Genomic DNA, 12700 nt, shown 5'->3' with positions numbered 1-12700 from the left:
ACTTAGCCGGACACTTTGCCTGCGTTTAGGTGACCAAGCCACCCGGCCAGCACATCGTCCATCCAACTGGATCCGCCTTGATCAATGAACCCCACGTGTCCGCCACGTGGGGTGACGATCAATTGCGTCGACGGCGACCAAATGCCAAGGTCATCGGTGAAACATTCCACCGGCACGATGGGATCATCGGCGGCCGTCAAAACCAGGGTTGGCACCTCGATCCGCCCGACCACGCCCAGCGAAGATGACTGGGCATAGTAGTCGTCCACACCGCTGAATCCGCTCAGCGGAGCGGTGAAGCGATCGTCCAGTTCCCGCAGGGTTCGTGGGCGGCGGCCAGCGTTGCAGAGGGCAAAATCCTCACGCCGGCGGACTCCCGGCGGTATCCGTGCTAGCAACGACCGGATGAAGTATCGGTTGTAGATTCGCCGCGACCATCGCTGCATGTTCTGGCTGCATCGCGCTAGATCCAAGGGAGGCGAAACCGCGGCCAGCCCGGCAAACCGATCGCCCCAATCCGGACGCGAATCCAGTCCCGCCCCGATTCGGCCCGCCATGCGAAGCAATTGTCCGGCCCCCAGCGACACCCCGACGGCGTACATCGGCCCGCCGGTCACACGTTGGGCGATCGCATCGAGCGCCGCCCGACAATCGTCGCTGCGGCCGGCATGCGATAAATTTGCGCTCCAATCAACCGCCGAACCAAACCCACGCATGTCCATCCGGAACACTCGCATCCCCATCCGGGTGTACCGATCGGCTAATCGGATCATGTACGGGGCTTGATGGCATCCGGTCAGCCCGTGCACCAACAATACCGATGGCTGTCCGTCGGTCGCCGCCTGCGGCAGATCGTTTTTCGAGGGATCCACCACCGGCAGATCCTCGTGCAAGACGATCCAGTCGCCATCGGAAACCGAAACCCGGATCGCCGTCGGCGTTAACTGAATACTTGGATCGCGCCCGATCGTAGCGATCGTCTGCAAATGCCCGCCTCGAAAAAATCGGTGCGGACGAAAGGATGGCGGATCAAAAGTTGACTGATTTTTGTGTACGATCATCACCATGCAAACCATACGTTCATTTATCGCCATCCCGCTTAACCGCGAAGTTTCCAAAGCTGCTATCCGATTGATCGGTCGGCTCAAAGAACCCGACGACGGGATCAAGTGGGTGCCCACCGACAATCTTCACCTGACGCTTAAGTTTCTCGGTGAAGTGGAAAATGTGGAAGTCCCACGCATTTGCGACGCCATCCGAGGCGTGGTCGAGGAATTCGAGCCATTCGACTTGCATTTTGGTGGGACCACCGCTCTGCCATCGATGGATCGTCCACGTGCGATCGTCAGCGGCATCGAAGACCCCAGCGGATCGCTGACCAAAATCGTCGAAACCTTGGAACTGGACCTGGCCGAATTGGGATTCAAACGCGAACCACGCGACTACGTCCCCCACCTTACCCTGGGACGCACCAAAGGCGGCAGCCGTCGGGCTAGCGAGGCGGTCGTCCAGCGTATCCGCGATCATGAAACGACCCAATTGGGCATGATGGGAATCGACGAAGTCCACTTGATCGGCAGTTTTCTGGACAAGAAAGGCCCCAGCTATCACGTCCTGGACACGATCGACCTCGGCTAGCAGTATCCCCGGGCAGCTTTCGTAGCGGACGTCGTCAACGGTTTGTTGAGTCAGTCGAACTTTCAACGGCAATGGTAAGCCGTTGGCCGTGAGGCAATGGGCATTCACGGGGATTCCCGGCCGCTCACGCGTCGCGGCTCACAAATCTGAGTGTGAGCCGTTTGGGCGATAGCCCCGGTTCATGCGCGACGAAACCGTGGCTATCGCCTGGCGGCTCATTCAATCGACGAAAACGTTCGGAATCGTGGGGGAACCTTGCGTCGCAACGGCGAACGAAATCACCGCGTCGCTTGGGCCAGACCGCGGCTATTGCTTGATTTCGAACTGGATGCTGGTTTGGCCGTATTTCTTGCCGTTGACATCTTCCATCGTCAACTGCAACCGATAGGCGCCGGTGGCCAACTGGTTTGGCAGGTGCATTTGGTAGGCGATGAAATAGTCTCGCAAGTAGTTTGCCGAAACCTGTTTATCAGCCGGCAACAGCTGGCTGACCACCTTTTCGTTGGCCGCGTTGTAGACGTCATAGCTGCCCTGTAGGTGAGTTTCGAATCCGTCGCTGTTCTTGTTGACCGAAAAGTTTTCGATTTCGCAGTACAGAATGACCTGCTGGCCCGCGGAAAAACGATTGCTTTGGAAGCGTTTGATTTGGCCGTAGGATTCGATTTCGGTACAGAACGCCAGCGACCGGACTTCCAACGAATCGGTTGCTGCGGCCGCGAATTTGGTGGCTTCGCGAAGTTGGGGCAGGGCAGTGGTGATCCGGCGACTGGGAACCGGATGCCCATCGGGATCGACCATGGTCCACAATCCCAACAATTGGTGACGCAAAAATTCTTGCTCGGATTCCGACATGCCTTCGATCTTCTGGACGGCCGAATCGAGGTCCCCGGACAGCACCATCAAGTGGCGCAGTTTGATCATCCGACTGGATCGCTGAGATTCGGTTTCGCCCGGCGGTGCCTGCGACAGTCGTTTGACCAACGTGGCGTACATCGAATCGGTTCCCTGGCTAGCCGAGGAAGCCGCAGGCGTCGGCGTAGCGGCGGTCGCGTGGGCGTCCTTGGACGCGGGATCCGAATTTTCGGTATCCGCGGGCACCGATGCCTGTGCGATTTGACTGCCTTCGCTGGCTTGGCTTGACGCAGAAACCGTCTGCACAGGCTCCTGAGTCTTCGCCGGGGCGTCGGCGATCGATTGCACCACGCCTGATTCTGGCTTCGCCGCTTCACCGTCGGTGACGGGATGACCACCGGCGGGATGATCGTGATCGTCGTCCGCAACGATGGCGGCCACTGACGCAACCGGTGCCGTCTTGCCAGCGGAACTCGGTTCGTCTGACAGGGACATCGATGTGGGTTGATGGGCGTCCGTTTGTCGTCCGGCACGCTGGTCGGATGAAGCCAATCGAACGGGCACTTCTTCGGGACGCTCGGTCAGCGCCGCGGGCAGCACTGGAAGGCTGTCCAGTTTTCGAGTCAGTGCAGAGTGCAGTGAATCGGGCTGCGAAGTTTCTTGGGCGGTGCGAGCGGTTGCGGCGACGAGCCGCCGCAATGCTTCGCGTTGGACCTCGGGGGGATAGTCGCTAAAGGCGGCCATCAGATCCGAATGATCCTGCGCAGCAGATTCGATCGCAGCCCGGTTGGACGGTTCCGACTTTGGCTGTTTGCCACTGTCCAGTTGGTAGGCGACCTGTTTGGTTTGATCGCTGATTTGGGCATCCGTCGATGGGGAACCGGGTTTGCCGTCGGAGTTTTGCTTGGCTGGGGGGGACGCAGCGGCGACTCGATCGGCGACCGGATTTTTGCCTGTGTCCATGGTCGGCACTCGCATCTCGCTTGCCTCGGACTGCATCTGTTGGCTCGATGCCAGTCGACCGTTTTGCCCTTGGCGACTGGTTTCAGTGCGGGCGATTTGATCGCGTGCCGATCCATCGGCCGAATTCCGGGTCCGTGAACGGTCGGCGACATAACGATCGGTCGGCAAAGTTCCGTCATCCCGAGTCGTCACGGTGACTTCGACATCACCGCTAGATTTGGAGGTTGCCAGGCGTTGGCGGGGCGGATCAACAGACATATCGCCATTCTGTGGCTCTTGCGTCACTTGAACAAAGCGTCCAAACGGCTTCGAACCTCGGCATCCGAATGTCGTCAAAACAGCGACGACGACGAGCAAAATCGTCCAGCGGTTTCCGGGGGCGTGCATCCGTGCCTCGCAATTCATCGTTTTCGTAGCGACCCTGGCCGCGTCACATTCGCGATGACGCACGGCTGGCAGGTCGAAGGGGCAAATGGACCGACGGAGTCAATCCACCTGCGGCGAAACGTACGAAAATCCGCCGCCACCTGACAACGTCAATGTGAAAACCATCCAACCGCCATGATGATCTTGGTGAAAACGATGGGATTCGAGTACGATCCGAGACGATCAGATTGCCCGATGGAAGCATGACGGAAAGGACGCCACGTGACTTCTTCGCTCCCCCATTCCCGCCAACGATCCGCGACAAGGCGGCCCGATTCGGCCCCGTCGAACGACGGCGGCGGTACCGGTACCAGCGGCGCGGGAACCAGCGGTACCGCACCCCATGGTCGTGGGTCAGACGCTTCGGTCACGTCCGGTGCGCCACGGTTGATTCTGGTCGACGACAATATCCGCAGCATCGGCGGGCATTTTTTCGAACTGGCGACGCTGTTGATCGACGGAGCCCAATCGATGGGTTATCAGTGCGTCCTGGCCACGCACCATTCATTCCAGGAAACCAAGTCGGTTCCACCATCGTGCCAGACCGTGCCGATTTTCCAGACGCGACGAATGGTTCGCTGGTCGCTGGGCGTCGATGGCCAAAGCAAGGTCCAGCGAAACGTCTCCGGAAAGCCCATCGGCGGCAGTCGTCTTCAGAACCTGCAAACCAGTTTGGCCGACTGGATCAACCCACCGACCAAACGACCGGCCAACATGATCGCCCAATGGTCGTCCGATTTTGTGCGATTGATGCAACAGATCCAACCGACATCGGCGGATTCATTGGTCATCAATACCTGTGACGACTTCGCGATGTTGGCGCTTGCCGACGCGGTATCAAAGATCGATCTTCCGGCGATGCGAATCGATGTGATCTTTCACTTTGCCGCCTACGAAAACGACACGGCCGACCGAAAATCCATTTTGCAATCGATCGGTCGCCAACTTCGCGACACGATCCAACGAATCCAACCGCACCAAGTCCACCTGCACGCGACCACCACCGCCTTGGCCTCGCAATTACGAGAAACCGATTGCGGTTGCCCTGTGCTTTCGATCCCCTATCCAACACGTCAGCGCCGGGTCGCCGTTCCATCGACTCACCCAAGCGTCAAAGCGGTCTTTGCAGGATTGCCGCGAGCCGAGAAAGGGCGTGGGTCGATTTCATCGTTGATCAGCGGAATTGAATCCACCCTGTTGAAATCGGGACGAATCCAACTTTCGATGCAGATGCCAGCCGATCGATGGGAATCGATGATCCCCGCGTCCATGCACCGCCACTACCATCAAGCGGTCGCCGCAACCGACCAAGGCGGACCGGTCACAGGCCCCTTGGAAATCATGACATCCAACCTGTCCACGACCGACTACCATCGATGGCTGGACACTGCGGACCTGGGTTTATTCCTCTACGATCCCCAGCGTTATGTCGCCCGCTGCAGTGGCGTGCTGTTGGAAATGCTTGTCCGCGGCGTGCCAGTGATCGTTCCAGACGGTTGTTGGCTGGCCGACCAAGTGCGATTGGCCGGTGGCCACCGTTCGATCGGTTTCATTTACCAAGACCGGGCCGAGATTCCCGAACTGATCCAACAGTTCGTTAAGCACCGTGCCGACATCCAAGCCCGTTCGATCGCCCACGCCCAGAAAGTCGCTCGGCATCATCACGCTGCGAACACCCTGCAAGTGATGGGTCTGCCCACGGTGGTCGATCAAGCACAGGCTGCGTGATCGGATTCGTTTGGAACAGGCGAATCCGAAGTCCGCCCACCGATGTTTTCTTTGGTCGCTAGTGCAACGCTAAAAATGCCCCAGCGATCGATTCGCATCCGGTCGCGCCAGCATCCGGTTTCGACGACCAAGGCGTCCATTTCGGCCTGGCTTCGGCATCTCATCACCCACGGATTGCCGTCACGATTGGGCAGCACACGGGCGATCATTTCCTGCTGGGGATGCCAAGGCTGGTCGGTGTACAACAACCGTCCGCCATCCACCAAGGTGTCGGTGATGCCAGCCAACGATCGTCGAACCGGATCGTTTTCGGGGAACAGTTCGTACAATCCGGACACGATCGCGATGTGGATCGGATCATCCCCCACAGCGGCGGCAATCATGCCGGGGTCAAAGGCATCGCTTTGGCGAAATTCGACACGATCGGCCAACGACATTTCTTTGGCCAACTGACGCCCTTGGGCAATTCCATCCGCGTCACGATCACACAGGATGGCTCGAATCGGGATCGATGAATTTCGACGCATCGTGTCCAACACATATCGTCCCGGACCGGCGGCGATATCCAAGATCGTAACGCTGCCGTGAAGCCGGAATTGTTCAGCGATCGCTTCGTCCAACAAAGATTCCATGTTCACCTTTCGCTGACGGATGCCCTGCCAACCGATGGAATTCAAATAGCACCGATCGATCAACCGGCCCAACGGCGTGATCCCTTCGGCACGGTTTCGATAGACGTGGTCCAGAGACTGCCCCGAGTCAAAACCGCTTTGCCATCCGATTCGCACTCCGCGGCTGAGCCGCCCCAAGGTCGCGAGCGACAACTTCTGAATTCCAAACCAAGCTTGCCGAAGCAGCGACGTCGGTTGTTCGCATTGCTGAAACCGATGCCGTGACCCGCGGGAAAGTGTTTCGCTGGGCGGTGTTTCGCCGGACAAGGTTTCGCTGGACAAGGTTTCGCCAAAGACAGGTTCACTGGATGCGGTTTCGTTGGGGACGACATCCGCACCGCCGTCCAATCGCTGCCGAAGAAAATCGCCCGTGCGACGAATCACATCGTCTCGGCCTGCCTCCCAAAACGTGCTGTGATAAAAATCATCTAGAACCTCGATTCGTTTGTCCGCCGATGCCAGCCGATCATAGAACCGGTGCTGCAGACTCTGGTCAACCACATAGTCCTTTCCCGACACCCAAACCATCGTGGGTGTGTGAATCGCGGCTGCGTCATCCACCAATCTTTGCGACGCGTCGTGCAGATCCAACAGAACATTGGTTGCGATCTGTGGCGAAATCAAGGGATCGTTCGCATAGGCATCCGCCTGGGCGGCATCATGGGTCAGCATGCCCGGACGAACGTAGCTGCGAATGAATCCGCCTGGGCGTAACTTGTTCCAAATCCGCAGTGCCTCAATCGCGAAGGGCACGTACAGTTTGATCCGCAATGCTGGTGTCGCCAACACCATGGCTCGCACGGGTGCCGCGTAGTCGTGGATCCAAGTCGCCGCCACCACCGCTCCGACACTTTGCCCGACGACTGCCATTCGATTCATTTTCAGTCCATAGAACTGTTCGATGTGCCGAGCAAAATCTTCGGCGTCCTGAACCATCCGTGCAAAGCTTTCCGCTGCGCCACGCGGGCCAACCGTTCGACCATGACCGCGGGCATCCCAAGCAAAGCACCACGCATCATCCATGCCACAGGTGTCGACGAATTCCTGCCAACGGCCCGAGTGTTCGTGACCACGATGAAACAGCAACACCGATCGATCGCTCGCGGCGCTGGGTTCCCACACACGATAGAAAATTTCCTGACCGTCGCTGGCTAGAAAAGACGACTCAATCGACGTTCGCATGACCGAGATCCTCGAATGAAAGAACACTGCTGAAACAAACTCCGCGAACGGTCACTTGCCGTCGCCATTTCATCAGTGCCTCTTCCCAGCGATCGATCACGCGCAAACTCGCCAACAAAGATCAGAGAGGGTTCGTCCCCTGGCCTATCAAACGGTTTCTTGCTGATTCCGAAGCGCCACCGAAACGCGTTTGACCATGGTTACCAGGCCCAGCGTCGTCAACAAAACCAAGGCGATCATGGCCAAGCGGGGACTCAGGATGTCGAAAGCCAACAAGGTTGCCATGGCTCCCATCCAGAACGCTCGATCGCTTTTACCCAGCGGCCCCTGATAGCCGCGTGGGCTGCCAATTTGGATGGCCACGACTCCCGCGAATTCGACGATCACCGCTTGCAACACGAAAGCGACGACGGCCCACGCCGGAACGATTGGCACCAGCGCCAATGGCAAATACAGCACCACATCGCTGATCACGTCGCCCAGTTCATTCAGCACCGCCCCCAAGCGGCTCTTCATGCCGAACTCTCTAGCCAACATCCCGTCCACTGCGTTCAGCGCCATCCGCACCAACAACACCACCGGCGTCGACAACAGTGCCCAAGGGCGAGTCGGATACGCAGCGATCAGACCGCCGCCGATGGCGGACAAAATCACCGCCGCGATGGTGACCTGGTTGGCGGTGACTCCGTGGCGGGCCAACCAAGCGGTGCACGGGCGCAGCAGGTTCTGAAAACGTGGTTTCAGGTCATAGATGCTGGGCATGATCAGGCCGTTGCGACAAAGGATGGGGAACAAGTTGGGCGCAAGACGCGGCGAATTTCCGGCCGAATCACCACGGCGGGGCGAATTTGCCGCAGTGCTGCAAACGCATCTTCGGCCACCTCGGCGCGGCCGGTACGGACCATCCAGTATGCAACGATAGCCGCACTTCGAGAATATCCGGCCTTGCAATGCACCAACACACCCCGGTCCCGATGACGCTGAATGAATTCAAAACACGCCTGCAACTGTTCGTCGCTAGGCGCGGTCAAATCCATCACAGGAACTTCCAGGCGGTTCATGGCAAGCAGCGATGCGGGTTCGTCGAAGGCGTTGCAGACATCGATGACGGCCGCAATGCCATGTCCCGCGGCCAAGCGTGCTTCGACATCCGTTAGCTGACGGCCAATCCAAACTCCGTCACAAACATAATTCATCATCTCTGCTTGTTTGGCATAGTGACGCCACGACAACCATTGCCCCAACAGAACAGGCGTTAACAGAATCTTGGCAGGCATACTGATGCGTCCCTTCGATCGGCGATACACCGCGGGACCTATCCAGGCATACCCCAGCGCGATGCACCCACACGCGGTGGCCGGCCACAGAGTAAGCCAAGCGATCTTCGGCCACACCAACACCGGCAACACAGACAACATCGCAGCCGATCCATACCAGATCGCGCCCTGCCAATTTGCCAATGCGTCACCGCCGCGCTGTCGAATCCATGGCTTGCCATCGATCGCGTACATCACCATCAATGCCAACACGAATCCACCCACCACATCAATCACGTGATGTTGCCATAGCAACAGCGTGGAACACCCGATCAAAAAGAACCACACATGGGTCACCGCTTTCGTCGAGCGGCGCCGACAATGTCTGACGAAGTGAGCCGCTAAAACGGTCCGCAGCCCAATGTGCATCGACGGGCAGAGGTTGTAGGGCCGATCCAGCGCAGTGAACGCATTGTAGATGCCGCCAAAGAAGCCACTTGCGACAGGACGTTCGACCGCCAATTGCAACGGAAACACAACAAAACAGAACGCAGCTCCGGCGATCACCGCAGCCAACCGGAAAGCCAAGACCCGAAGCTCTTTCTGATCCCGACACAGGAACGGCGAAATCGCAAAAAAGACATCGATCGACATGTACGGCACGACCATGATCGGCACCAGCGGAATGTACTGTTCCCAAGAATACCGCCACGTCCCAACGTCCGTGCGCAAACTCGTCAAATAGGATGCGCCCCCGTACAGAACCAGAAACAGCAGACAACCGGTCACGGAGACGCCCAACGCATTCACGAAAGACACGCGGTGCCGGCATGGACGCAGCATCCACGATTTGGACGCAACCGAGTTGGGATGATCCATCATGGCTTGCCGCTTTGCACTGAAAGAATGTTCGGGACAAATCCCAGCCTGCTGTGTCGCGTCAAATCTGCCATGCGGCGACACATGTGGGTGGGCTGAATCGTTCCAGTGCCTGTTTTCGTCCTGGCGCGGCGCAGATTTTTCAGTGCAGGGGATCTATGTTCATGAAGTACCATCTTTCTGGAACCCATCGCGATGAACCACCTGGCCCCCGAAGTCCGCACCACGATCCTGTGCCTGTTTGCAGCACTGGCGGTTTCCAGCGTCCTGACGCTGCTGATCCAGCGGGTCAAACCGGATCGCGACTATCGCGAACTTCGCAGCCGCGTCCGAACTTGGTGGACGATCGTGGGACTGTTCTCGGTGACACTGGTTTGGTCGCCAACGGCAACGGTGGCGTTCTTGGGATTTGTCAGCTTCCTGGGTCTGAAAGAGTTCCTGTCGATGACGCCGACGCGGCGAGCCGATCGACGCGTGCTGTTCTATGCCTACTTGGCGGTACCGATTCAGTACTACTTTGCCGCATCGGCTTGGTACGGCATGTTCATCGTTTTCATCCCGGTGTTGATGTTCGTGTGGTTGCCGACGCGGATGTGGATGATCGGTCAAACCGACGGTTTCTTAAGAGCCGCCGGATCGCTGCACTGGGCTTTGATGATCACGGTGTTCAGCCTGTCGCATGCGGCCTACCTATTGGCGATCCAGCCAGCCGAGGGTGCCCGATTCCCGGCGGCCTATCCATCAGAGATCTCGATGACGAGCGCTGGCCCGGGGCTGTTGATGTTCTTGATTCTGGTCACCGAACTGAACGATATCTTTCAGTACATGTGGGGGAAATCTTTGGGGCGAACGCTGCTGACCCGCAAGGTCGCGCCGTTGGTCAGCCCCGGCAAGACCTGGGCCGGTTTGATCGGAGGCGTCGCGACGACGGTTGCACTGGCGGCATGGCTGGGACCGCGGTTGACGATCATGGACCTGCCACGATCCGTCCTGGCAGGCATCATCATTGGGTTGGCCGGATTCGCCGGTGACCTATGTCTTTCGGCGCTCAAGCGAGACCTGAAAATCAAAGACTTCGGCGCAACGCTGCCCGGCCACGGAGGGATCTTGGATCGCGTAGACTCGTTGATCTTCACCGCACCACTATTCCTGCACTTTGTTTATTACTGTTACGGCTGATGAATCGTCCGCTTCGATATGCATTCTTTGCTTTGATTGTTCGACCGTTGATGATGATCGTGCTGGGCACGAATGTCCGGCGAGTGGACCAATTGCCCCAGCATGGTCCGGCCATCATCGTCGCCAACCACAACAGCCACTTGGACGTGTTCGCATTGATGAACGTGCTGGGACTCGGACGCCTGGGCATGGTACGCCCTGTCGCGGCAGCCGACTATTTCTTGACACGGCCGCTGCGTCGTTGGTTCTCCACTCGTATCGTCGGCATCATTCCGATCGATCGCACCAAGGCCAGACGCGAAGACGGCAAACATCCCTTGGAAGCGATTTCCGAAGCGCTGCGTCAGGACGCCATCGTGCTGTTGTTTCCCGAGGGCAGTCGCGGCGAGCCAGAGAAACTCGCAGCCTTCCAAAGCGGTGTCGCACACCTAGCCAAACGACACCCCGACGTTCCCATCACGCCCGTGTTCATGCATGGGCTAGGGAAAGCTCTTCCCAAGGGCGAAGCGTTATTGGTGCCATTCTTTTGTGACATGTTCGTCGGCCAGCCACTGACGCTAGGCCTGGGCAAAAAAGAACTGATGGCCGAACTAACCGATTCGATGACCCACCTTAAAGACGAACTGCCCGTCGAAAGCTGGTGATCGATCCAGCCAATAACCGTTCGCCATTTCGATTGATGAGCGATGTCGCCACACACGCTGCCAATCAACCCCCACTCGCATCAAAAAACTTTAACTCGAACTTAAACTCGAACTCGAACTCGAACTATTTCCTCCACCCTCCCATGGTCTCGTGTTCGGGATCCAGGGCGGTGGAAGGAAGTTCGAGTTTAAGTTCGAGTTCGAGTTGAAGTTTTGGAAAGGCTCAGTGCCACTGGGGCGTATCGGCTTCGTAGGCTTCGATTTCGAATGGGTTTTCGCGGTATCCGTCTTGCCCGCGTCTTTGCAGCAGCCACCAGTAGATCAGATAGGCTGGGACGAATGCTGGTCCCCAACGCTCGTATTGGCGGACGTGGACGCGTTCGTGGACGCGAGTCATTTCCAGCGCGTCGCCGTCATGGCCGAACACGACGTGGCCGAGTGTGAGTGCCATGGCGGGCACCCACAGGCCTTCCAACAGATTCGCGATCCGCCGGCTGTGAATCTCGATCACGCCTTCGAACCATCGAAACTGGCCGCCTAACAACAATCCGATCGTCACCCCCAACAGGGTGTAGGGAGACGCCCAGATGTAGGCCAAGATACGACGACTTAGGGGAATCAGCTTTGACAACGACAAGTGCTCTGCAAGACAAAAACGAGAACAGCCCAAGACCCGGTCGCGGTTAAGACGCGCCTCAGAGACCTAGGCTGTTCACTATTCAAAGCTCTGTCAACATTCAGTCACCGAAAAGGCGAGATTGACACAGAGTGGGAATCGGTTTGGATCAGACTTCGTCTTCGCAGACGTCTTCTTCCGTCGCGATATCCGAAGGTTCGTCGACGACCAGACCAAGTTGTTCGGCTTGGTCATCGCTGAGTTGGCAGTATCCCAATCCTCGGATCACTTCCAGTACTTCGCTGCAGGTCGGGAACATGCGGCCCGAGTCACGCTTGTAGTCGTCCATGGCCTTCATGAACTCGATCTCTTGTCCGCTGTAATCGCGTTCGCAAGTCGTGGGGTCGATGTGACGTCGACGTTGCTTTTTGCGGCGAGGCGACTTCATCACTCCGGTATCGATGGCATCGGCGTCCCCCGAGCGTCGTTCGTCGCCGCGACGGTCCAAGGTGATGATGTTTTCTTCAGTGGTCGGTGCTGCGTTGGAAACGGCCATGCTATGAAGATCCCCGAAAATTCGATGTTGGTAGTAGGCGAGTGGGTCAGTGGCTGCCAAGCTGCCCCCCCGGCTGCTTGACTCGACCCAGTTGAGGAAGGTGTGCAAAA

At 58.0% G+C, this 12700-nt stretch carries 11 protein-coding genes; 4 read left to right on the top strand and 7 right to left on the bottom strand.

Annotation, left to right across the window (positions count from 1 at the left end; genetic code table 11):
* Positions 1–2: 2 nt before the first annotated feature.
* Positions 3–986, bottom strand: coding sequence for a YheT family hydrolase (locus K227x_RS05495; RefSeq protein WP_218933787.1), 984 nt, complete (start codon positions 984–986; stop codon positions 3–5).
* A gap of 79 nt (positions 987–1065) precedes the next feature.
* Between K227x_RS05495 and thpR the strand changes: the two genes are divergently transcribed.
* Positions 1066–1638, top strand: a complete 573-nt coding sequence (gene thpR / locus K227x_RS05490; RefSeq protein WP_145168597.1) for an RNA 2',3'-cyclic phosphodiesterase — start codon at positions 1066–1068, stop codon at positions 1636–1638.
* Between the two features lie 306 nt (positions 1639–1944).
* On the opposite strand, the gene K227x_RS05485 is transcribed toward thpR, so the two are convergent.
* A complete protein-coding gene (locus K227x_RS05485) occupies positions 1945–3711 on the bottom strand; it encodes a hypothetical protein (protein WP_145168596.1) in 1767 nt (588 codons plus the stop codon).
* A 390-nt stretch (positions 3712–4101) separates the two neighbouring features.
* Between K227x_RS05485 and K227x_RS05480 the strand changes: the two genes are divergently transcribed.
* Positions 4102–5607, top strand: a complete 1506-nt coding sequence (locus K227x_RS05480) for a glycosyltransferase (RefSeq protein WP_145168595.1) — start codon at positions 4102–4104, stop codon at positions 5605–5607.
* Here K227x_RS05480 and K227x_RS05475 read toward each other — a convergent pair.
* From K227x_RS05475 to K227x_RS05465, 3 genes are all read right to left on the bottom strand, one after another.
* Positions 5589–7460, bottom strand: a complete 1872-nt coding sequence (locus K227x_RS05475) for a bifunctional alpha/beta hydrolase/class I SAM-dependent methyltransferase (RefSeq protein WP_145168594.1) — start codon at positions 7458–7460, stop codon at positions 5589–5591. The two genes, K227x_RS05480 and K227x_RS05475, sit on opposite strands and share 19 nt — an antisense overlap.
* A gap of 147 nt (positions 7461–7607) precedes the next feature.
* Positions 7608–8222, bottom strand: a complete 615-nt coding sequence (locus K227x_RS05470; RefSeq protein WP_145168593.1) for a CDP-alcohol phosphatidyltransferase family protein — start codon at positions 8220–8222, stop codon at positions 7608–7610.
* Between the two features lie 2 nt (positions 8223–8224).
* The gene (locus tag K227x_RS05465) at positions 8225–9598 is read right to left on the bottom strand and encodes a phosphatase PAP2/dual specificity phosphatase family protein (protein WP_145168592.1); all 1374 of its coding nucleotides are present in this window, start codon (positions 9596–9598) and stop codon (positions 8225–8227) included.
* Positions 9599–9790: 192 nt separating this feature from the next.
* Between K227x_RS05465 and K227x_RS05460 the strand changes: the two genes are divergently transcribed.
* Together K227x_RS05460 and K227x_RS05455 are read left to right on the top strand one after the other, a co-directional pair.
* Complete coding sequence (locus K227x_RS05460; RefSeq protein WP_145168591.1) at positions 9791–10774, top strand: phosphatidate cytidylyltransferase; 984 nt, start codon at positions 9791–9793, stop codon at positions 10772–10774.
* A complete protein-coding gene (locus K227x_RS05455; protein WP_145168590.1) occupies positions 10774–11418 on the top strand; it encodes a lysophospholipid acyltransferase family protein in 645 nt (214 codons plus the stop codon). The genes K227x_RS05460 and K227x_RS05455 overlap by 1 nt, the downstream gene beginning before the upstream one ends.
* A gap of 223 nt (positions 11419–11641) precedes the next feature.
* On the opposite strand, the gene K227x_RS05450 is transcribed toward K227x_RS05455, so the two are convergent.
* Both K227x_RS05450 and K227x_RS05445 read right to left on the bottom strand, forming a co-directional pair.
* A complete protein-coding gene (locus tag K227x_RS05450) occupies positions 11642–12049 on the bottom strand; it encodes a hypothetical protein (protein WP_246146561.1) in 408 nt (135 codons plus the stop codon).
* A gap of 154 nt (positions 12050–12203) precedes the next feature.
* Positions 12204–12590 carry a hypothetical protein gene (locus K227x_RS05445; RefSeq protein ID WP_218933786.1) on the bottom strand — a complete coding sequence of 129 codons (387 nt, stop codon included), beginning with the start codon at positions 12588–12590 and terminating at the stop codon, positions 12204–12206.
* Between the last annotated feature and the right edge of the window lie 110 nt (positions 12591–12700).

Origin of the sequence: Rubripirellula lacrimiformis (genome assembly GCF_007741535.1) — a bacterium.
Lineage (GTDB): Bacteria > Planctomycetota > Planctomycetia > Pirellulales > Pirellulaceae > Rubripirellula > Rubripirellula lacrimiformis.
Note: the sequence above shows the minus strand (reverse complement) of the source record. Positions and strands in the feature narration are given on the sequence as shown.